The 20,500-nt window shown below is 69.9% G+C and carries 18 protein-coding genes; 5 read left to right on the top strand and 13 right to left on the bottom strand.

What is annotated here, in order from left to right:
- Window position 1: 1 nt before the first annotated feature.
- From ACFWP5_RS18495 to ACFWP5_RS18510, 4 genes are all read right to left on the bottom strand, one after another.
- Complete coding sequence (locus ACFWP5_RS18495) at window positions 2–1,144, bottom strand: dipeptidase (RefSeq protein WP_384157044.1); 1,143 nt, start codon at window positions 1,142–1,144, stop codon at window positions 2–4.
- Between the two features lie 132 nt (window positions 1,145–1,276).
- Window positions 1,277–2,455 (bottom strand): dipeptidase, encoded by a 1,179-nt coding sequence (locus ACFWP5_RS18500; RefSeq protein ID WP_384157047.1) that lies wholly within the window; start codon window positions 2,453–2,455, stop codon window positions 1,277–1,279.
- Window positions 2,456–2,460: 5 nt separating this feature from the next.
- A complete protein-coding gene (gene purE / locus ACFWP5_RS18505; RefSeq protein WP_384157050.1) occupies window positions 2,461–2,997 on the bottom strand; it encodes a 5-(carboxyamino)imidazole ribonucleotide mutase in 537 nt (178 codons plus the stop codon).
- Entirely contained in the window at window positions 2,994–4,133 is a 1,140-nt protein-coding gene (locus ACFWP5_RS18510; protein ID WP_384157053.1) for a 5-(carboxyamino)imidazole ribonucleotide synthase, read from the bottom strand. The genes purE and ACFWP5_RS18510 overlap by 4 nt, the downstream gene beginning before the upstream one ends.
- Before the next feature lie 163 nt (window positions 4,134–4,296).
- Between ACFWP5_RS18510 and ACFWP5_RS18515 the strand changes: the two genes are divergently transcribed.
- A complete protein-coding gene (locus ACFWP5_RS18515; protein WP_384157056.1) occupies window positions 4,297–4,848 on the top strand; it encodes a GtrA family protein in 552 nt (183 codons plus the stop codon).
- A gap of 67 nt (window positions 4,849–4,915) precedes the next feature.
- On the opposite strand, the gene ACFWP5_RS18520 is transcribed toward ACFWP5_RS18515, so the two are convergent.
- Window positions 4,916–6,196 (bottom strand): ATP-binding protein, encoded by a 1,281-nt coding sequence (locus ACFWP5_RS18520; RefSeq protein ID WP_384157059.1) that lies wholly within the window; start codon window positions 6,194–6,196, stop codon window positions 4,916–4,918.
- A 6-nt stretch (window positions 6,197–6,202) separates the two neighbouring features.
- The gene (locus ACFWP5_RS18525; protein ID WP_174447603.1) at window positions 6,203–6,880 is read right to left on the bottom strand and encodes a response regulator transcription factor; all 678 of its coding nucleotides are present in this window, start codon (window positions 6,878–6,880) and stop codon (window positions 6,203–6,205) included.
- A gap of 513 nt (window positions 6,881–7,393) precedes the next feature.
- Here ACFWP5_RS18525 and ACFWP5_RS18530 point away from each other — a divergent pair.
- Window positions 7,394–8,890, top strand: coding sequence for an oligopeptide:H+ symporter (locus ACFWP5_RS18530; protein WP_384157062.1), 1,497 nt, complete (start codon window positions 7,394–7,396; stop codon window positions 8,888–8,890).
- Window positions 8,891–10,623: 1,733 nt separating this feature from the next.
- Here ACFWP5_RS18530 and ACFWP5_RS18535 read toward each other — a convergent pair.
- The 7 genes from ACFWP5_RS18535 to ACFWP5_RS18565 all read right to left on the bottom strand — a co-directional run bounded on the left by ACFWP5_RS18535 (window position 10,624) and on the right by ACFWP5_RS18565 (window position 17,639).
- Window positions 10,624–11,913: a hypothetical protein gene (locus ACFWP5_RS18535; protein WP_384157065.1), complete on the bottom strand. Its 1,290-nt coding sequence runs from the start codon at window positions 11,911–11,913 to the stop codon at window positions 10,624–10,626.
- 47 nt (window positions 11,914–11,960) lie between these two features.
- On the bottom strand, window positions 11,961–13,076 hold the full coding sequence (locus tag ACFWP5_RS18540) for a hypothetical protein (RefSeq protein ID WP_384157068.1): 1,116 nt from the start codon (window positions 13,074–13,076) through the stop codon (window positions 11,961–11,963).
- Window positions 13,073–13,918 carry a hypothetical protein gene (locus ACFWP5_RS18545; RefSeq protein ID WP_384157071.1) on the bottom strand — a complete coding sequence of 282 codons (846 nt, stop codon included), beginning with the start codon at window positions 13,916–13,918 and terminating at the stop codon, window positions 13,073–13,075. Before ACFWP5_RS18545 ends, ACFWP5_RS18540 begins: the two co-directional genes overlap by 4 nt.
- A gap of 30 nt (window positions 13,919–13,948) precedes the next feature.
- Window positions 13,949–14,677 carry an LPXTG cell wall anchor domain-containing protein gene (locus tag ACFWP5_RS18550; RefSeq protein WP_384157074.1) on the bottom strand — a complete coding sequence of 243 codons (729 nt, stop codon included), beginning with the start codon at window positions 14,675–14,677 and terminating at the stop codon, window positions 13,949–13,951.
- Window positions 14,678–14,834: 157 nt separating this feature from the next.
- A complete protein-coding gene (gene serS / locus ACFWP5_RS18555; RefSeq protein WP_384157077.1) occupies window positions 14,835–16,106 on the bottom strand; it encodes a serine--tRNA ligase in 1,272 nt (423 codons plus the stop codon).
- 419 nt (window positions 16,107–16,525) lie between these two features.
- Window positions 16,526–17,053, bottom strand: coding sequence for an ATP-binding protein (locus tag ACFWP5_RS18560; RefSeq protein ID WP_384157080.1), 528 nt, complete (start codon window positions 17,051–17,053; stop codon window positions 16,526–16,528).
- Between the two features lie 208 nt (window positions 17,054–17,261).
- Window positions 17,262–17,639 (bottom strand): STAS domain-containing protein, encoded by a 378-nt coding sequence (locus ACFWP5_RS18565; protein WP_384157082.1) that lies wholly within the window; start codon window positions 17,637–17,639, stop codon window positions 17,262–17,264.
- Window positions 17,640–17,963: 324 nt separating this feature from the next.
- Between ACFWP5_RS18565 and ACFWP5_RS18570 the strand changes: the two genes are divergently transcribed.
- The 3 genes from ACFWP5_RS18570 to ACFWP5_RS18580 all read left to right on the top strand — a co-directional run.
- Window positions 17,964–18,860 carry an RNA polymerase sigma factor SigF gene (locus tag ACFWP5_RS18570; protein WP_384157084.1) on the top strand — a complete coding sequence of 299 codons (897 nt, stop codon included), beginning with the start codon at window positions 17,964–17,966 and terminating at the stop codon, window positions 18,858–18,860.
- A 152-nt stretch (window positions 18,861–19,012) separates the two neighbouring features.
- Window positions 19,013–19,930, top strand: coding sequence for an aminoglycoside phosphotransferase family protein (locus tag ACFWP5_RS18575; protein WP_384157087.1), 918 nt, complete (start codon window positions 19,013–19,015; stop codon window positions 19,928–19,930).
- A gap of 134 nt (window positions 19,931–20,064) precedes the next feature.
- On the top strand, window positions 20,065–20,500 hold a 436-nt coding region (locus tag ACFWP5_RS18580), incomplete at its 3' end, for a DUF5995 family protein (RefSeq protein ID WP_384157090.1).

The raw sequence follows: 20,500 nt of genomic DNA on the forward strand, positions 1-20,500 counted from the left end.
GCTACCCGTCCAGCTCGGCGATCTTCGCCGTCGACGGCTCGCGGCGCTGCTGGGCGGCGCGGGCCGTGAAGTCGGCGCTGCGCAGGACGCGTTGGACGTTGCCCCAGCTCAGCAGGGCGAGGTCGGGCTCGGACCAGCCGCGGTGGAGGAGCTCGGCGATGAGGTTCGGGTAGCAGGAGGCGTCGGCGAGGTCCTGCGGGTGGGCCGTGCCGGCGTCGTAGGTGCCGGACAGGGCGACGCACTCGCGGCCCGCGACCTCGTGGACGTGGTCGAGGTGGTCGGCGACGTCCCGGACGGACGGGCCGGTCTGCTCGGCGGTGAGCGGCACCATGCACAGGCCCTTGGCGGCGCCGACCGCGGCGAGGAGTTCGTCGGAGAGGTTGGCCGGGTGCGGGCGCAGGGTGCGGGCGGCGGAGCGGGTGAACAGCACCGGTGCCTTGGAGACCGCGAGGGTGCGGCGGATCGTGCCGTCGGAGGCGCCGGCGAGGTCGGCGAGCACGCCGAGGCGGTTCATCTCGCGCACGACCTCCTCGCCGAACCGGGTCAGCCCGGCCTCGCTCGCCCAGGACACCCCGGACAGCGTGAGGACCCGTAGACCCAGCACGTGCAGGGAGCGCAGGATGCCCAGGGAGTCGCCGAGCGCGGCGGCTCCGGCGGGGCCGAGCAGCACGGCGATACGGCCGCAGTGGCGCACGTCGGTGGTCTCGCCGGCGGTGTACGCCAGCCGCAGGCCCTCGGGGTGGGCCCGGACCACCGTGTTCACGAGGTCGAGCTGCTCCAGGGTGGCGCCGACCGCCCGGTCCCCGTCCAGCCCCTCGGGCAGGTGCAGCGACCAGAACAGCGCGCCGACATGCCCCTCGCGCAGCCGCGGCACATCGGTGTCAACCGAACTCTCCCCCAGCTCCAGGTCGAACCACGGCAGATGCCGCAGCGCCCACGGCAGCCCGCTGTAGCCGTCCGCGACCGGGTGCGCGGCGAGGATAGCGTGCGCGCGCTCCAGCGGGGCGGCGGCCGGGTCGGACACGGGGTCGTACGGTTCCGCGGTGTCCGGCGGGAAGGCCCCGCCGGGAAAGGGCTCGTGGACCAAGTCGTCGAGCTCGCCGACCTCGGTCGTCGCGTGCAGTTGGTCCTGGAGGTCGGCCATGGCGGGCTCCGTACGTCGTTACGGCAGTACGGTCACCGTCGCACGCCCGCAAGGGGGCTACCTGGTGAGCGGGGCGTTCGGGGTACGAGGGCGGGGGCGCCCGGTGCGACCGACCGCCCCGCCCCCGGACGATCACTCGTCGAGCGACTCGATCGTCGCGTTCGACGGCCCCCGCGTGGCCTGGATCCCGCGTGCCACGTCCTCCGCCGCGCCCAGCACCCGTACCGCGTTCTGCCAGGTCAGCTTGGCCAGGTCGGTCTTCGACCAGCCGCGGTCCAGCAGCTCCGCGATGAGATTCGGGTAGCCGGAGACGTCGCTCAGGCCGTCCGGGGTGAAGGCCGTGCCGTCGTAGTCGCCGCCGATGCCGAGGTGGTCGACGCCCGCGGCCTCGCGCATGTGGTCGAGGTGGTCGGCGACCGTGGAGACCGTGGCGATGGGGCGCGGGTTGAGCTCCTCGAAGGCGCGGTGCACCTTCATCGCCTCGGCGGTGGTCTCCAGGTGGTGCAGGCCGTGCGCGCGCATGTTGTCGTCGGCCGCGGCCGTCCAGTCGACGGCGGCCTGGAGCACGAACTTCGGTACGAACGTCACCATCGCCATGCCGCCGTTGGCGGGGAGGCGTTCCAGCACGTCGTCGGGGATGTTGCGCGGGTGATCACAGACGGCCCGCGACGACGAATGGGAGAAGATCACCGGGGCCGTCGACGTGTCCAGCGCGTCGCGCATCGTCGTCGCCGCCACGTGCGAGAGGTCCACGAGCATGCCCTCGCGGTTCATCTCCCGCACGACCTCGCGGCCGAACGCCGACAGTCCGCCCACACCGGGCTCGTCCGTCGCCGAGTCCGCCCACGCCACGTTGTCGTTGTGGGTGAGCGTCATGTAGCGGACGCCGAGGGCGTACAACCCCCGTAGCGTGCCGAGGGAGTTGGCGATCGAGTGGCCGCCCTCGGCCCCCATCAACGAGGCGATACGGCCCTCCGCGCGCGCCGACTCCATGTCCGCGGCGGTCAGCGCGGGCGCCAGGTCCTGCGGGTAGCGGGCCAGCAACTGCCGTACGCAGTCGATCTGTTCGAGCGTCATCGGCACCGGGTCGGGCAGGTCCGAGCGGACGTACACCGACCAGTACTGCGCGCCGACGCCGCCCTCGCGCAGGCGCGGGATGTCGGTGTGCAGATGCGCGTTCTGGTGTACGGCGATGTCGCGGGCGTCGAGGTCGTAGTTGACCTGCTCGCGCAGCGCCCAGGGCAGGTCGTTGTGCCCGTCGACGACCGGGAACTCACGCAGGAGTTCCCGTGCCTCGTCCAGTGAGGTCATCGCCGTCACTTCCCGAAGCCGAAGCCGCTGCCGGAGCCCTCGGCCTTGGAGCGCAGGCGCTTGCCCTTCTCGGTGGCCTGGTCGTTCAGTTCCTGCTGGAACTCCCGCATGCGGACGAGGAGTTCGTCGTCGTGCGTGGCCAGGATGCGGGCGGCGAGCAGGCCCGCGTTGCGCGCGCCGGCGACCGAGACGGTGGCGACGGGGACACCGGCCGGCATCTGCACGATGGACAGCAACGAGTCCATGCCGTCCAGGTACTTCAGCGGTACGGGGACGCCGATCACCGGCAGCGGGGTCACCGAGGCGAGCATGCCGGGGAGGTGGGCGGCGCCGCCCGCGCCCGCGATGATCACCTTGAGGCCGCGGCCGTCGGCCCGCTCGCCGTACGTGATCATCTCGCGGGGCATGCGGTGCGCGGAGAGGACGTCGACCTCGTACGCGATCTCGAACTCGTCGAGGGCCTTCGCGGCGGCCTCCATGACGGACCAGTCGGAGTCCGACCCCATGACGATTCCTACGACGGGTCCTGCGACGGAGCTCATTCGGTGATCGTGCCTCTCAGATAGCCGGCTGCGTGACGGGCGCGGTCCAGGACGTCGTCCAGGTCGTCGCCGTAGGTGTTGACGTGGCCCACCTTGCGGCCGGGCTTCACGTCCTTGCCGTACATGTGGATCTTCAGCTGGGGGTCGCGGGCCATGCAGTGCAGGTACGCGGAGTACATGTCCGGGTAGTCGCCGCCGAGAACGTTACACATGACGGTCCATGTGTCACGTGCGCGCGGATCGCCCAGCGGGAGGTCGAGGACCGCGCGGACGTGGTTCGCGAACTGGCTGGTGATCGCGCCGTCCTGGGTCCAGTGGCCGGAGTTGTGCGGGCGCATGGCGAGTTCGTTGACGAGGAGGCGGCCGTCGCCGGTCTGGAACAGCTCGACGGCGAGGTGGCCGACGACCCCGAGTTCCTTGGCGATGCGCAGCGCCATCTCCTCGGCCTGGAGGGCGAGGGACTCGTCGAGGTCGGGGGCGGGCGCGATGACCGTGTCGCAGACACCGTTGACCTGCTGCGACTCCACGACCGGGTAGGCGACGGCCTGGCCGTGCGGGGAGCGTACGACGTTCGCCGCCAGCTCCCGTACGAAGTCGACCTTCTCCTCGGCGAGCACGGGGACACCGGCGCGGAAGGGGTCGGCGGCCTCCTCCGCCGAGTCGACGACCCACACGCCCTTGCCGTCGTAGCCACCGCGGACGGTCTTGAGGACGACGGGAAAGCCGTCCCCCTCGGCCGCGAACGCGACGACGTCGACCGGGTCGCCGACGATGCGGTGCCGCGGGCACGGCACGCCGATCTCCACGAGCTTCGCCCGCATCACGCCCTTGTCCTGGGCGTGCACGAGCGCGTCCGGGCCGGGGCGCACGGGGATGCCGTCCGCCTCCAGGGCCCGTAGATGCTCGGTGGGTACGTGTTCGTGATCGAAGGTGATCACATCGCAGCCCCGCGCGAAGTCACGCAGCGTGTCGAGGTCGCGGTAGTCGCCGATGACGACATCGCCGACGACCTGCGCCGCGGAATCCTGGGGGGTGTCACTGAGGAGCTTGAATTTGATGCCGAGCGGGATGCCCGCCTCGTGTGTCATACGAGCGAGCTGCCCCCCGCCGACCATGCCGACTACCGGGAACGTCACTCCCCCAGGGTATCGGTCACGCCAGGGCGGCCTGATTTCCGTACCTCTTACCGTTCTTTTCCGGGTCTCTTCCCGACCTGTGAGCGGCTTCACGGGCGCCGGGGGAAAGCGGTGGTTAGCATGGCCGGGTCGAGAATCCGAGAAGACGGGGGCCTGCACAACCATGGAGCCTGGTTCCGAAGGGCCTTTCAAACGGCTCGCACGAGAGGTCGCCAAGTTCGGCGCGGTGGGCGTGGTGGGCACCGTGGTGAACTTCGCGGTCTCCAACCTGCTGTGGCATCTGACCAGCCTGCAGGCCGTGCGCGCCAACGTGATCGCGACGATCGTCGCCATCGCGTGCAACTACGTCGGCTTCCGGTACTTCACCTACCGTGACCGCGACAAGAGCGCCCGCACCAAGGAACTCAGCCTGTTCCTGGCGTTCAGCCTGGTCGGCCTGGTGATCGAGAACGGCATCCTGTTCGCGGCGATCTACGGCTTCGGCTGGGACAGCTCGCTGCAGCGCAACGTCTTCAAGGTGCTCGGCATCGGCATCGCGACGCTGTTCCGCTTCTGGTCGTACCGCAGCTGGGTGTTCAAAGCGCTGCCGGTGGCGGACATGAGCGAGGCCGGAGACGAGGACGGAGACGAGGCCGGGGAACCGGCCGCGAAGGCGGGGGCCTTCATCAAGTCCCAGCCCGAGCCGCTGCCCCGCCCCAAGCAGCACGTGAGCTGAATCACCGGTTTTCTCCGACCCGGCTTTGTCCGACTCACGTCCCACTCACATCCGACTCATGTCCGGCTCAGCGGACCGTGGGCTCGTCCTCGTCGACCGGCAGCCGCTTGGTCGGCGGCGGCGTACGCGACAGGAACAGCCCGAACACCGGCGGCTGCGCCTGCAGCATCTCCAGCCGCCCGCCGTCCGCCTCCGCGAGGTCACGCGCGACCGCCAGGCCGATCCCCGTGGAGTTACGGCCACTGATCGTGCGCTCGAAAATACGGGCGCCGAGGTCGGTCGGAACCCCGGGACCCTCGTCCGTCACCTCTACGACGGCCTGGTTGCCGGTGACGCGGGTGCGCAGGGCGACCGTGCCGCCGCCGTGCATCAGGGAGTTCTCGATCAGCGCGGCCAGCACCTGCGCGACGGCGCCCGGGGTGCCGACGGCCTGGAGATGCCGCTTGCCCGAGCTGACGATCGCGCGGCCCTCGCTGCGGTAGGCGGGGCGCCACTCGGCGAGCTGCTGCTGGATGACCTCGTCGAGGTCGAAGGAGACGGCGGAACCGGTACGGGGGTCGCGCGCGTTCGTCAGCAGCCGCTCCACGACGTCCGTGAGCCGCTCGACCTGCGTCAGCGCGATCGTCGCCTCCTCCTTCACCGTGTCCGGATCGTCGGTGAGGGTGATCTCCTCCAGCCGCATGGACAGCGCGGTCAGCGGCGTACGCAACTGGTGCGAGGCGTCCGCGGCGAGCCTGCGCTCGGCGGTGAGCATGCGGGCGATGCGCTCGGCGGAGGAGTCGAGGACATCGGCGACCCGGTCCAACTCGGGGACGCTGTAGCGCTTGTGCCGGGGCCGCGGGTCACCGGAACCGAGCCGCTCGGCGGTCTCCGCGAGGTCGGTGAGCGGCGAGGCGAGCCGGTTGGCCTGCCGTACGGCGAGGAGTACCGCGGCCACTACGGCGAGCAGGGCGACCGCACCGATGATGAGCAGCGTCCGCCCGACCTCGCGGGTGACGGTCGAGCGCGGCTCCTCCACGGTGACCGACTCGCCCTCCTCGCCCTTGGCGGTGGAGCGGATGACGTCACCCGTCGGCTTGGTGCCGACCGCGATCACCGGGTCGCCCGGGATACGGATCACGGCGTAACGGTCCTCCGTGACCTGCGTGCGCAGCACCTCGGAGTCGACGATCTCCGCCCCGAGGATCCGGCTGTCCACGATGCTGGCCAGCCGCAACGCCTCGGAATCCACCCGTTCCTGTGCGCTGTTGCTGATCGTGCGCGTCTCGACGATGACGAGGGACACACCGAAGACGGCGATGACCACGAGCACCACGGCGAGCGTGGACTGGATGAGCCGACGACGCACGGGGTGCTAGCTCTTCTCGAACCGGAACCCGACACCACGCACCGTGGCGATGTACCGCGGGTTGGCCGCATCGTCACCGAGCTTCTTGCGCAGCCAGGAGATGTGCATGTCGAGGGTCTTGGTGGACGACCACCACGTCGTGTCCCAGACCTCGCGCATCAACTGGTCCCGGGTGACGACCCGGCCGGCGTCGCGCACCAGCACCCGCAGCAGGTCGAACTCCTTGGCGGTGAGCTGGAGTTCCTCGTCGCCCATCCACGCGCGGTGGGACTCGACGTCGATACGGACACCGTGCGTGGCGGGCGGCTGCGCGGGCTCGGCCGCGCCGCGCCGGAGGAGGGCCCGGACGCGGGCGAGCAGTTCGGCGAGCCGGAAGGGTTTGGTGACGTAGTCGTCGGCGCCCGCGTCGAGGCCGACGACGGTGTCCACCTCGTCGGCGCGCGCGGTCAGGATGAGGATGGGGACGGTGTGGCCCTCGGCGCGCAGTCGGCGGGCCACTTCCAGGCCGTCCATGCCGGGCAGGCCCAGGTCCAGGACACACAGGTCGATGCCGCCTTGAATGCCGGCATCGAGCGCTGTCGGTCCGTCCTCGCGCACCTCGACCTCGTAACCTTCCCGTCGCAAAGCGCGGGCCAGCGGCTCCGAGATGGACGCGTCGTCCTCGGCGAGCAGTACACGGGTCATGAGGTGATGGTAGTCCGCCTCGGACAGCGGTCGGGGTGTGATCGCCACGAGTGATTCTTACCTTGGGGCAAGTCGGATTCGCTGCGGTGAAGAATCTGGTCCGAACCTGTGCCTGTGGGATGCCATCCTTGTATCCACCTTCGAAAAGTCGACCACGGTTCCACTTCTCCCTGTGATCGATGTCTCAAGTCCTTCCATTTCCGGCGGTGTCCTGCCGTATGGTGACCTGAACGCCTGTAGCAACACCGGGGACCTTTGGCGAGCATTTACAGCTGAAGGTCTCTTTTGTGTGCGGGCTGGCTGTCGCCAGCCTTGAAAGGAATGACCTGTGGCCGGGCCCGAGCGCAGTACGCGCAGGGCGTGGATCCCGGTGGTCGCCGTCCACCGCCCCGTGACCCGGGGCGGACTCCCCGAGGGCGTGGGGACGGACGCGCCGATCCCGCCGGTGCCGGCCGCCCCCCACAGGGCGCGCACCCCCTCCTGCACGCGCGTCCCGACCAGCAAGGATCGACCATGGCGTCCAGCCTGACGAAGGACTCGGTGACTCCGGGCACCCCCGGTTCCGAGAAGACCTTCTTCGGCCACCCCCGCGGACTGGCCACTCTCTTCATGACCGAGATGTGGGAGCGATTCTCCTACTACGGCATGAAGGCTCTGCTCCCGCTGTACCTCGTGGCACCGGGCGGCCTGCACATGAGCGCGGCCACCGCGACCGCGATCTACTCGGTGTACCTGTCGCTCGTGTACCTGCTCGCCCTGCCCGGCGGCTGGTTCGCGGACCGGGTCCTCGGCCCCCGCAAGACGGTCGCCGTCGCCGGCGTGATCATCATGCTCGGCCACCTCACCCTGGCCCTCCCGTCCTCGGGCACGTTCTTCGCGGGCCTGGGCCTGGTGGCGATCGGCTCGGGTCTCCTCAAGGCCAACATCTCGACGATGGTCGGCCACCTCTACGAGGGCCCGGACGACCCGCGCCGTGACGGCGGCTTCACGCTCTTCTACATCGGCATCAACGTCGGCGCCTTCGCCGCGCCGCTGGCCATCGGTACCGTCGGTGAGAACGTCAACTGGCACTTCGGCTTCGCGCTCGCCGCGGTCGGCATGGCCCTCGGCCTCGCCCAGTACCTGCTCGGCACGCGTCACCTCAGCTCCCGCTCGGACATCGTCCCCACGCCGCTGTCCGCCGAGGAGAAGGCGGCCACGCTGCGCAAGTCGGCGCTGTGGGCGGCCGTCGCGGTCGTCTTCTACGCGGTCGTCGGCTTCTCCGGCCACTACACGCTGAACTGGCTGCTGGTCCCGATCACGATCGCCGGCCTGCTCATCCCCGTCCTGGTCATCGCCCGCATCAAGCGCGACAAGGACCTCGACCGCTCCGAGCAGTCGAAGATGTCCGCGTACATCTGGTTCTTCGTCGCCGCGGCCGTGTTCTGGATGATCTACGACCAGGGCGGCTCGACGGTGTCCCTGTTCGCCGACGCCTCGGCGAAGAACACCGTATTCGGCTGGAACTTCCCGATCTCCTGGTACCAGTCGGTCAACCCGGTCCTCATCATGGCCCTGGCCCCGGTCTTCGCCTGGGCCTGGCTGGCCCTGGCCCGCCGCGGCAAGGAACCGAGCACGGCGACCAAGTTCGCGATGGGCCTGGTCCTGATCGGCGCGTCCTTCTTCCTCTTCCTGGCCCCGCTCGCGATCGCCGACGGCGGTCACAAGGCGGCGGCGATGTGGCTGGTGGCGATCTACTTCGTCCAGACGGTCGGCGAGTTGACCCTCTCCCCTGTCGGCCTGTCCGTCACCACGAAGATGGCCCCCACGAAATACGCCTCCCAGATGATGGGGGTCTGGTTCCTGGCGGTCACGGCCGGCGACGCGACAACAGGCCTCCTGTCCATCGCCGGCGTCGACCTGAACAAGACGGGCATCGTCACACTCCAGGCCGCCCTCGCGGTCCTGGCCGGCGCGGCGGTGTGGATGTACCGCAAGAAGGTCAAGGAACTCATGGGCGACGTGCACTGACGTTCGTCTACGGCAACGCGACAAAGGGCCGCTGGATCCTTCGGGGTACGGCGGCCCTTTCGTGTCCCCGGCGTTTTCCAGTTGCCGTTGGGCCACTCGCTTCTTTGCCAGTGTCGGGCTTCCACGGCCCGAGTAAAGGGCGCTCCCTACGGTCGCGTCGGCTACGCCGATTCCGCTCCGCTCCACCCTTGACTCGACCCGCTCCAGCCCGTTTGAGAAGCGAGCGAGCAGCCCGGAAGAACGGGTGACCAAGGGAGGAATCCCCTTACCTGTACTGCGTTCCGGGCCAGCGTGGAGGGACGCGCTGCCGTCTCGCCAGCACGCCGGGCCGGCTCAGCGACTACCGGCCGGTGGGGTGCGAGGAACACGGGCGGGGACTGCCCTCACGGGCCATGGGCAGAACCGGGCCGGTGTGAGGGGCCGCGCTCGCGCCTCGCCAGCACGCCGCCTCGGCTCAGCGGCCAACCCCGAGTGGGTGGTCGCTGGAAGCCGGGGGCAAATCTAACCACCATCACGACCCTTAACCGGTTAGAAAAGACCCCAGCCTCCAGAGAGGAGGGAGTCGGGGGCAGGCCAGGAGGAGATGGGTTCGAGAAAGCGTGACGATTTCCCCTCGACCGTCACACTTCGGCGGGCTGGCTGTCTAAGGGGAGGGGTAAGGGGAGGGGTAATCGGTGGATGGGGCCATCGCTCGGGCGGCCATTTGGGACCGGCCCGGAGTGTTCCTTCATGCCTCCCCAGCGCTCATCGCCCCTTACACAAGTCCCCCCCCCGCCGATAGCCGCTAAGCCGACCCGGCGGGCGGACGGGCCGACGGGCGGACGGGCGGACGGGCGGACGGGCGGACGGGCGGACGGGCGGACGGGCGAGACGCCAGCACACCCCTCACGCCAGCCCGGAGTCTTAATACACGCCCGTGACCGGGATCCACCCATCACCCATCACCTATCACCCATGACCCCGTTGCTTGTGAGGTTGGCCCCCGTGCGACCCACCAGTCGGTAGCCGCTAAGCCAGCCCGGCGTGCAGGCGAGGCGCGAGCGCGTTGCCTCGCTCCGGCCCGGAGTCTTGATGCATGCCCGTGGCCCAGGTCTGCGCATTGGCCTCGGCCATGAACTCCCCAGTGTTCCTTGCCTCTTGGCCTCCTACCCAACAAGTCCCCACCGGCCGACAGCCGCTAAGCCGACCCGGCGGGCGGCCGAGACGCCAGCGCACCTCCCTCACCTGGGCCCGGATCTGCCCATGGCCCGTGGGGTCAGTCCCCACCCACCCCCCACCAGCCACCAGCCGCTAGCCGCTAGCCGCTAGCCGCTAGCCGCTCAGCCTGCCCGGCGTGCAGGCGAGGCGCCAGCGCGCGCCCTCGCCCCCAACCCCACCCTTTCTGGAGGCTGGGGTGGTTTCTAACCAGTCAAATGTCATGGCGGTGGTTAGATTTGCCCCCAGCTTCTGGGGACCCCCGACCGGGGTTGGCCGCTGAGCCGGCCCGGCGTGCTGGCGAGGTGCGAGCGCGCCCCTGCGCTCCGGCCCGGAACGCAGTACAGGCAAGGGGGTTCATCCCTTGGCCACCCATCCCTCGGGGCCGCCCGCTCGCTTCTGAAACGGGATTGCGTGAGACGAGTCAAGGGTGGAGCGGAGCGGAATCGGCGTAGCCGACGCGACCGCAGGGAGCGCCCTTTACTCGGCTCACGCAATCCCGACACTGACAAAGAAGCGGGCGGCCCACCAGCACTTGTCTACCGCAGTCGCCTCCGCCCCGGCATGAACGTAAACACCGCTACGCCCAACAGAATCGCCGTACCGGAGACAAGGCCGAGCGCTTTCAGACCGCCGTGGCTGTCCGAGCCAGTTTCCGCCAAGCCGCCGGAGGTAGATGTCGACGTCGATGTGCCGCCCGACGTGGAGGAACCGCCGGACGCGCCGCTTGCCTGTTCCGTCGTGTCGAGGGTCAGCGAGACCTCCGACTTCGTGGGCGTGCAAGTCGTCGTCGTACCAAGGGCGTTGATCGTGAGGACGCCGGGTGACAGGGTCGACGTACCGCTCGCGCCGGGCTTGTACGTGCCGGTCAGGTCCGGGATCTCGATCGGGTCGCCGGACTTGATGGCGGCGGAGTTGGTTGGGCCTTCGACGTGGACCGTGCCTTTGTCGGCGCCGCCCAGGACCACCTCCATCGACGGTTTCACGGAGTCCGCAGGGATATCGGCCGGACTGTCCATCACCGACTTCTTGAACTGGACGATGAGGTCATAACTCCCGCCGTTCTTCGTGGCGTTGATCTGCACGGGCGAGGTGGCGTTCTTGTCACCGATCGGCGTCTTGCACGCGTACGGGACGGAGACCTCCTTGCCGGTGAAGTCCGTCTGGCCGGTCCCGGTGCCGTCGCTGGCGCTCGCGGACGCGGATGTCGAGTCACTGGGCGACGCGGAGTCTGAGGCTGATTCCGATGCCGATGCGGAGGACGACGTCGAGTCCGATGGAGTTGGTGACGTGCTCGATGAACTGCCGTCCCCCGCCGTCACGTTGATCGTCGCCGAAGGCGAGACCGTCGCCGTCGGCGTGCACTTCGTGTCCGTCGAGAACGCGTTGACCGTGTACGCGTCCGGTGTCAGCGTCACCGACCCCGCCGTCGTCAGCTTCAACGTGCCCTTCATGTCGGACAGCGTCATCGCCGCGCCCTTGGGAATCGCCGGGTTCTCACGCGGGCCCAGCATCGCGATGTCGGCGGTCTGCGCGCCTCCGGCCTTCAACGTTCCGGACGGCTGGACCGAGTTGGCGGGCAGGTCGATGATGTCGGGGTTCTTGGACGCGGCCTGGGTGAACTTCCAGACGACGTCGACCGTGTCGCCCACCTTCGCCGTGGCGGGCGCGGAGATCTCGACCTTGGTGGTGCCGTCGACCGGGTCGATACCGGCGGGCGGCACGCAGTGGGTGGCGTAGGACACCTCGGCGGCCTGCGCGGTCCCGGCGGACAGGCCGAGCGCGAGGCCCGCACCGCCGAGAACCAGCGCGAACGTGGCCGCGCCCACTCTCCGTGCACCGCCTCCGCCGGCCGGTATGACTCTCCTTCGCTTGCTCACGTAAGTCCCTTCCTGATGGGAGTCGTCGGACTCGTCGGACTGTCGTCGTGCGGTGCGGAGAGTCGACCGGCCGTGCCCGGATCGGAGTCCGGGGTGAACCACGGCAGGGTCGAGGTCGTAGGGGCGGCTGCGTCCGCTTCCTGGGAGGCGGCCGTCTTGCCGAACTTCGGCATACGCAGGGTGAGTTCGGTGGGCACGCGCAGGCTCCGGTGCCGGGGCGGGCCCGTGCTGCGGCCCGCCCTGCGTGGCCGTAGCCGGTCCACCACGGCCATCCCGATGCGGAACACCGCCGCCGGTACGACCACGCAGACCAGGATCCAGAACAGGGTCACGCCCCAGGGGCGGCCGACTCCCCATGGTTGTTCGGCAAGTACTCGGCCGCCGTACTTCATCGAGACGGTGTAGTCGCCGTGCGCTCCGGCCGAGAGTTCGACCGGGAGTTTGATCTCCGCCTTTCCGCCGGGCGCGATCGTGCCGCTGAACTGCTGGTCGTCCCACTGCGGCGCGAACACCCCGTGGGACGTGCCGACTTGGAACACCGGGTTCTTGACGGGGGACGAACCGGCGTTGCCGACGGTGAAGACCAGCGTGCGGGATGGCGGCGCCCCGAACCAGGTCAGCAGCCCGCTCGAACCGTCCAGCCGGGTGTCGGACAGGACCGACAGCCGTCCGGCCGAAGGCTCCGCGGGCAGTGGTTCGACCGTGTGTCCTGCCACCTGGAAGACCGTGTCCGCCGACGCGCTCGCACCCGTCACCGTCGCCACATGCACCACGCACGGGCACGGCACCGGCGGTTCGGAGACCGGCAGCTTCTTGCTGAAAACACCCTTGGCGTCCGTGGTGACGGCCCTGCCGTCCGCGTTCGCACAGGAGTTGGTCCCGCCGATCACCCCGCGCGTGGGCGTGGCCTGCCCGCAGATCAGCATCATCAGCAGGGCGTGCGCCCGCCAGCCGCTCCCGGAGACGGTGATCGAACCGCCCGTCCCCGCCTGCGACTTGGAGAGCCTCACACTCGGTCCGCCCGCCGCCGCGGCAGGCGTCGCCCCCGCCAACGGCAGCAGAAGCAGCGCGAGTACCGCCACCAGCGCCGGAATCCGCACCTTGCCGCTCACGTCACCGCTCCCGTCAACTCGACTTCCGTACGCGGGCGTTCGGCCGCCTCGTCGTCCTCATCCGTACGGCGCCGTCGACGTCGTACGAGAAACAGCGCGCCCCCGGCCGTCGCCATGCCCCCGACTCCCGCCACCTCGCCCCACGGCACGAACCGTGTCGACACGTCCGCCGTGTCGTGTGCGCCGCCCGGTGCCGTGACCGTGAGGCGTACGTCGACCGCGTCCAGGGTGGGGTGGTCGGGCCAGGGTTCGGTGAGCTTCAGGCGTTGGCCGGGCGGGAGTCGGACGGGGAGGGTGCGGGGGGTGCGGTTCAGGAGGGTGCCGAAGATGCCGGTGGCGTGGACGGCGAGTTTCGGGGTGAGGGGTGTGGTGCCGCGGTTGACCAGGTCGTATGTGATGCGGTCGCCGTGGATCGTTATGTGTTCGACGGTCAGTGCGGACAACTCCGGCCCCTTGATGTGGAGTTGCAGCCGCACCGCCGCCTCCCTGCCCTCCGTGTCCCGGGCTGCGATCGTGGCGGTGCGGTCGCCGGGGGCGGCGGTCGTCGGGACGTTCACCGTGAACGGGACGTCGGCCCGGGTGCGGGCGGGGACCCGAACTCCCGTGTCGGCGAAGGTGATCGGGACGCCCGTGGCGCGCAGCCGTACCGTGACCGGGCGGGCGGTGGGGTTGGTCACGGACACCGTGTCCTGGAGGGTCGTGCCGGGCTCGCCCTCGGCGTAGAACGTCGGGCGTCCGCCGCCCGCGGGCGCAACGGTCCATCCCTCGGCGGCCGTTGCGGTGGGCACGGCCGTCAGGAGGGCCAGGAGGGACAGACACAGGACGCGGGCGGTTGACAGCATGGGCGGCTCCAGCGGGCGTGCAGGGGGCTGTCAGCGGCGGGCGCGGGCCGTCTGGTTGCGCCGGGTCAGCCACAGGGTGCCCGCCGCGCCCGCGAGCAGTACCGTGCCGCCGAGTGTGCCCAGGGCGATGACCGAGTCGTCGGGGCCGGTCTTCGGGAGCGTGCCGCTGGAGTCCGTACCGGTGTCACTGCCGCTGCCGGTCGAGCCGGTCGTGCCGGTCGAGCCGGTCGAGCCGCCGCTTGACCCGCTCGCCGCCGTGACGTCCAGCGTGAGGGACGGGCCGGGGCTGTTGGTGGGGGTGCACGTCGTCGTCGTACCGAGGGCCTTGATGGTGAGGATGGCCGCCGTGAACGTGACCTTGCCGGACGACTTCGGGGTGTACGTGCCCGTCAAGTCGTTGATTTTGATGGGGGTGTTGGCGGGGATCGCGGCCTGGTTGGCCGGACCCGACACGGAGACCGTGCCGCTGTCCGCGCCGCCCACCTTGATGGTGGCGCTCGGGCTCATCGCGCCCTTGCCGAGTTCGACGGGGCTGGAGGAGACGCCCTTCTGCCAGGACATGGTGAGCTTGTAGCCGCTGCCGCTCTTGACACCCTTGATGTCGATGGGCGAGACGGCGGTTTTGACGCCGATGGGCGTCTGACACTTGTAGTTGACGTCGACCACGTCGGCCTGGGCTGCGGGGGCGGCCATGAATACCGCCGAGCCGGCCAGGGCCGCGACGGACGCGAGCGCTGCGGTTCGTTTCTGGTACGACACGGTCCCCTCATTCCTGACGGTACATCAGATCGGCCGTCAAGGTACGCCCGGGGCCGTGAGGAGGGAAGACAAGGCGCACGCCGGAGTTGTGACGATCCGGCGTGCGTGAAGGGGTAGTCGAGTGGGCGGGGTGACCGGGGGTAACCCGAGGTGGGCGTCAGCCGAGCAGGTCGGGCACACCCCAGCGGCGCAGCACCTCGGGCACCACGACCGTGCCGTCGGTCTGTTGGTGCTGTTCGAGGATCGCGGGGAGGAGACGGCTGGTCGCCAGGCCCGAGGCGTTGAGCGTGTGCACGTACGCCGCCCTGCCGCCGCTCTCCGGGCGGTACCGGATGCCGCCGCGCCGGGCCTGGTACTCACGGGCGTTCGACACCGAACTGACCTCCGTGTACGCGCCGAGGCTGGGCAGCCACACCTCCACGTCGTACGTCTTCGCCTGGGCGGGGCTGGTGTCCCCGGCGGCGAGTCTGGTGACCCGGTAGCGCAGTCCGAGTCCGGCCACCAACTCCTCGGCACGGGCCAGCAGTTCGAGCTGGGCCGCGTCCGAGTCGGCGGGGCGCGCGAACTGGAACAGCTCGACCTTGTTGAACTGGTGGCCGCGCAAAGTGCCCCGGTCGGCGGTGCGGTGACTGCCGCTCTCCTTGCGGTAACAGGGCGTGTACGCCACGTACTTGCGCGGCAGCTCGGCCTCGTCGAGGGTCTCCCCGCGGTGCAGGTTGACCAGCGCGGTCTCGGCGGTGGGCAGCAGGAACCGCTCCGGGCGCCCACCCTCGCCCTCCTCCACCACGAACACCTCGTCGGCGAACTTCGGGAACTGGCCCGCCGTATAACCGGCTTCGTAGGTGAGCAGATGCGGCGGCAGCACGAACTCGTAGCCCGCCCTGCGGTGGCTGTCGAGGAAGTGGTTGAGCAGGGCCCACTCCAGTGCGGCGCCGTCGCCCCGGTAGATCCAGTGGCCGTTGCCCGCGAGCGCGGTGCCGCGCCGGTAGTCCACGAGGCCCAGATCCTGGGCGAGTTGGACATGGTCGCGGGCAGGAGGGGTGGGAGGCGGGGTGCCTACGGTCCGTACGACCTCGTTGTTCTCCTTGCCTCCCGCGATCACGTCCTCGTCCGGGAGGTTGGGCAGGGCGTCGAGGAACTGCTGGTGTTCGCGCGCGAGTCGGGCGAGTTCGCCCTCCGCCTTCGTGACCTGGTCGGCCAGGGTCGAGGCGGTGGCCTGGAGGTCGGCGGCGGTGCCCGCCCTGCGGTGGGCCGCGATCTCCGCCGAGATCCGTTTGCGCTCGCCGCGCAGCCGCTCCACGGTCGTACGGGTCTCGCGGAAGCGGGCGTCCAGGGCGAGGAAGGCCGGAAGGTCGGCGTCCACGGCACGCTTGCGCAGCGCCTCGCGGACCCGCTCGGGCTGCTGTCGGATGAGGGTGACGTCGAGCATTGCGTGCGCTCCGTCCGGTCGGCCGGGGCACAGAATCGCCCCGGGGGTGATCCCTCGGGGCGTGGGCGAGAGGGTGCTCGCGGTGCCACCACGCCTTCACCGATCACGGGCTCGTACGGCCGTAGAAACGGTCGCGTACCGCCGTAGAACGGTCTCGTTCTGGCCCGGTGACGGGGGCCGGCCGGCGGGGCATGGGGCCTGCCGGGGCGGCGGGCCGTTCCTCCCCGCACTCGGGAGGGGATTCGCCCGGGGTGCGAGGCCGCTTTCACAGCGACGGCGGCTCTCTCGGCTCGCGGGACCCGGGGTACTTGTCTCCGTCAGCGCGTTGGAGACGAGCGTAGGGCCAGGTCAGGGTGCGGGGAAATGAATTTCCCGGCCGGACGGGCCAGGCGGGGGGACGAGCTAAACGAGGGAACGGGCTAGGCGGGTGCGCCCAGCTCCGCCCATACCGTCTTGCCGGTGACTCCCGGGGCGCGTACGACCCCCCAGTCCAGGCACAGCCGCTGCACGATGAACATGCCGTGGCCGCCGGGGCGGCCCGCGCGGTGCGGGGTTCTGGGGGCGGGCTGGCCCGTACCGCGGTCGGAGACCTCGACCCGGATCACCTTGTTGTCGCAGGTGATCCACATCTCGTCCGGGCCCTCGGCGTGCAGACAGGCGTTGGTGACCAGTTCGGAGACGACGAGGAGCACGTCCTCGGCGGCGGCGCGGCGCTCGGCGCCCTCGGCGGGCAGCCAGCCCCAGGCGTACAGGGCCTGGCGGGCGAAGTCACGGGCCAGCGGGACGACCCCGCTCTCGCCCGCGAAACTGAGCCTGCGGGTGTTCCGGCCCACGGCCGGTTCGGCGTCGTCCCCGACGGACGGCACGGAAGCGCCTCCGGCGGGCGCCTCCGCAGCGCCACCGGGCTCCGGGCGGTCGCCCGGCGGGTAGGGCCGGGTGGTGCTCATCAGCGCTTCACCTCACCGATTCACCGGTTCACGATTCAAGAGTCGGTACGTGTTCAAGAGTCAGTACGTGGGTCAGGAGCAATTTCGTCGCTCTGGGGCTCGACAGGTTCAGATGTTCTCCTGCCCGAGCGAACCGGCAAAACACCCCTTACTCGGCGCGGAAGCCGAGGCACGGAGAATCCGCCGGTCGCACGGGAAAGAACGGGGTTCAGCCGGACTCGTCGGCGAGGGCGGCCCCAAGGGTGTCGTGGACGGTGAAGACCGCTTCCGCCCCTGTGATCTCGAACACGCGCGCCACGGCGGGCTTCATCGCCGCGAGGTGCACCCCGCCACCTGCGGCTTCCGCCTTGAGGCGCGCGCCGAGCAGTACGTTCAGGCCCGTGGAGTCACAGAACTCCAGCTGTGAGCAGTCCACGACGAGCCGTGCGTACCCATGGGCGAGCAGGTCCTCCAGCGGTTCGCGCAACAGATCGGCGGTGTGGTGATCCAACTCACCCGCCGGCGTCACGACAGCGCTGAGGCCCTGTTTCCGCACCTCGACCAGAAGCCGGCCAGACTGTGCGCTGCCGACCGTCCCGCGGTCCATGCCGTCTCTCTCTCCCGAGGTCGTGGCTGTTGACGTTCGCCCTGGAACACTACGCCTTCCTCACACTCTCCGACACCCGAACAACCGCCCACAAATGGACATATGGGTAGATAGCGCACTTGCGGCGGGCTCCGGAAAACGGGTAGGGCTAGTAGAGACAAGTATTTGGACATTCGATACGACGGACAAGTCCGGCTACCGACCGGCTCTCGACCCGACTGTCGATACGACCGACCGACCGACACGACCGGCTTTGGAGGCGCCGCACTCCGCAGTGCACGCACCGGCTTCGGCAGCCATATGCCGAGAACGATGGAGGACGCCATGTCACCCCGGCTCGACGCATCGCCCACCCGGAACTCGCATATCCGGACAGCGACGTCGACACCCCCACCGGCACAACTGGATCCCAATCCCATCGAGGGGCTCCCCGAGATCCCCCCGTACGACGAGGTCGGCGCCGTCGACGCACGGGCGCTCTCCAAGACCCTCTTCGAGCGGCTGGAATCGCTTGAAGAAGGCACGTACGAGTACTCGTACGTCCGCAACACTCTCGTCGAACTCAACCTCGCGCTGGTCAAGTTCGCCGCCTCCCGCTTCCGCTCGCGCAGCGAGCCGATGGAGGACATCATCCAGGTCGGCACGATCGGCCTGATCAAGGCGATCGACCGCTTCGAGATGAGCCGCGGGGTCGAGTTCCCGACCTTCGCGATGCCGACCATCGTCGGTGAGATCAAGCGCTTCTTCCGCGACACCTCGTGGTCCGTGCGCGTCCCGCGCCGACTGCAGGAACTCCGGCTCGACCTGGCCAAGGCCGGCGACGAACTGGCCCAGCAACTCGACCGCGCCCCCACCGTGGGCGAGTTGGCCCAGCGCCTGAAGATCTCCAAGGAGGAGGTCGTCGAGGGCATGGCGGCGTCGAACGCCTACACCGCCAGCTCGCTCGACGCGCAGCCGGAGGAGGACGACTCCGAGGGCGCGCTCGCGGACCGCATCGGCTACGAGGACCACGGGCTCGAAGGCATCGAGTACGTCGAGTCGTTGAAGCCCCTGATCGCCGAACTCCCGTCCCGGGACCGGCAGATCCTCTCCCTGCGCTTCGTCGCCAACATGACGCAGTCGGAGATCGGCGACGAGCTGGGCATCTCGCAGATGCATGTGTCGCGGCTGCTGTCGCGGACACTGGTGCGCCTGCGGAAGGGACTTACGGTCGAGGAGTAGTCCTCGACCTGTTTCTCCGGGAGCTGGTCTCCCCCTGCCTGTGCTGAGCGCGGCGCGCGTGTGCGTGCGCCGCGCTCAGGCCGTTCCCGGTCCTTCGATCTCCAGCCAACTCGCCGCCCGACTGGCGTTGTTGCCCATTACCGTGGTTGCCGATGGCAGCCACGGAGACGGACATCGACGAGGCCTTGATCCGGGATCTGTTGCGCGAGCAGCACCCCGACCTGGCGGACCGCCCCCTGAGGCTCGGCGCGCTCGGCTGGGACAACCAGGTGTGGCGGCTCGGCGACGAACTCGCCGTCCGGTTGCCGTGGATGACGGAATCCGCGGACGAGCTGCTGCGCAAGGAACACACCTGGCTGCCCGGTCTCGCCCCGCACCTTCCGCTGCCGATCCCGGTCCCGCAGCGCCTCGGTGAACCCTCCGAACGGTTCCCGCGCCCCTGGCTCGTCACCACCTGGGTACCGGGTGAGCCCGCCGACCGCGCGCCCGCGACGCGCGCCGAGGAGGCGGCCGTAGCCCTGGCCGCCTTCCTGACCGCGCTCCACCGCCCCGCCCCCGAGGGGGCGCCCGAGAGACGGGGCCGCGGGGGCCCGCTGGCCGACCACGCCGGAGGCTTCACCCGAGGGCTCGCCTCGGCCAGCGAGCTGGGTCTGATCCCCGATCCGGACGCCGTCCGCGCGGTCTGGGAGGACGCCGTAGCCGCGCCTGGGTGGGCGGGCCCGCCGCTGTGGCTCCACGGCGACCTGCATCCGGCCAACGTCCTGACCAGGAACGGCACGTTCTCCGGCGTGATCGACTTCGGCGACCTCTTCGCCGGCGACCCCGCCTACGACCTCGCCGCCGCGTGGATCCTGCTGCCGGACGGCGCGGCGGATCTGTTCCACGAGGCCTACCGTCCCGCTCCCGACGCGGCGACCCTGCGCCGCGCCCGAGGTTGTGCGGTGCTGCGCGCCCTCGCCGGCCTCCACATCGGCCACGCCGGCGACCACGGGCGCCCCGGGGGCAAACCCACCTGGGGCCCACCCGCCCATGCCTCGCTACGACGCCTCACCGCATCGGTCCAGCGGTGATCAAGCACCCGACGTCGAAGGGAGGTTGAGAAAACAGGCTCAACTTCCGGAGCGCGGTGGTAGGACGGGGACCGGCACTGCGGACAGCGGCCGGGGCGCGGGCCGAACGAGCCACTGTGGGACGGGAGTTGGGCATGGCGGGCACCACTGGCATAGCGGCACAGAACATCGACGAGGTCGTGGACGGGCTTGCGGGGATCGTGCGGGAGGCGACCCGCGCCGGTGACCGGGTCGGGTACTTCGCGGCGCTGTACCGGCAGGTGACCGTCGAGATCCGTAAGGCCATCCACGCCGGGCAGTTCGAGGACGGCCCCCGGATGGACCGTTTCGACACGCTCTTCGGCAACCGCTATTTCGACGCGTACGACGCCTGGCGCCGTGACCGGAGCGGGCCGCGCTGCTGGCGCGAGACGTTCGGGCTGCTCGACGACGCCGACACGGTCATCGTCCAGCATCTGATCCTCGGCGTGAACGCGCATATCAACCTCGACCTGGCCGTAGCCGCCGCGCGGACCAGTCCCGGCGAGGACATCCGCGCACTCCAGCACGACTTCCTGCTGATCAATGACA

This window comes from Streptomyces sp. NPDC058469, assembly GCF_042721125.1.
Lineage (GTDB): Bacteria > Actinomycetota > Actinomycetes > Streptomycetales > Streptomycetaceae > Streptomyces.

Excerpts from the sequence above, each read along its gene's own strand:
- ACFWP5_RS18495 (WP_384157044.1), bottom strand. The coding sequence starts at position 1,144 with ATGGCCGACCTCCAGGACCAACTGCACGCGACGACCGAGGTCGGCGAG.
- ACFWP5_RS18500 (WP_384157047.1), bottom strand. The coding sequence starts at position 2,455 with ATGACCTCACTGGACGAGGCACGGGAACTCCTGCGTGAGTTCCCGGTC.
- purE (WP_384157050.1), bottom strand. The coding sequence starts at position 2,997 with ATGAGCTCCGTCGCAGGACCCGTCGTAGGAATCGTCATGGGGTCGGAC.
- ACFWP5_RS18515 (WP_384157056.1), top strand. The coding sequence starts at position 4,297 with ATGGAGCCTGGTTCCGAAGGGCCTTTCAAACGGCTCGCACGAGAGGTC.
- ACFWP5_RS18525 (WP_174447603.1), bottom strand. The coding sequence starts at position 6,880 with ATGACCCGTGTACTGCTCGCCGAGGACGACGCGTCCATCTCGGAGCCG.
- ACFWP5_RS18530 (WP_384157062.1), top strand. The coding sequence starts at position 7,394 with ATGGCGTCCAGCCTGACGAAGGACTCGGTGACTCCGGGCACCCCCGGT.
- ACFWP5_RS18545 (WP_384157071.1), bottom strand. The coding sequence starts at position 13,918 with ATGCTGTCAACCGCCCGCGTCCTGTGTCTGTCCCTCCTGGCCCTCCTG.
- serS (WP_384157077.1), bottom strand. The coding sequence starts at position 16,106 with ATGCTCGACGTCACCCTCATCCGACAGCAGCCCGAGCGGGTCCGCGAG.
- ACFWP5_RS18560 (WP_384157080.1), bottom strand. The coding sequence starts at position 17,053 with ATGAGCACCACCCGGCCCTACCCGCCGGGCGACCGCCCGGAGCCCGGT.
- ACFWP5_RS18565 (WP_384157082.1), bottom strand. The coding sequence starts at position 17,639 with ATGGACCGCGGGACGGTCGGCAGCGCACAGTCTGGCCGGCTTCTGGTC.
- ACFWP5_RS18570 (WP_384157084.1), top strand. The coding sequence starts at position 17,964 with ATGTCACCCCGGCTCGACGCATCGCCCACCCGGAACTCGCATATCCGG.
- ACFWP5_RS18575 (WP_384157087.1), top strand. The coding sequence starts at position 19,013 with ATGGCAGCCACGGAGACGGACATCGACGAGGCCTTGATCCGGGATCTG.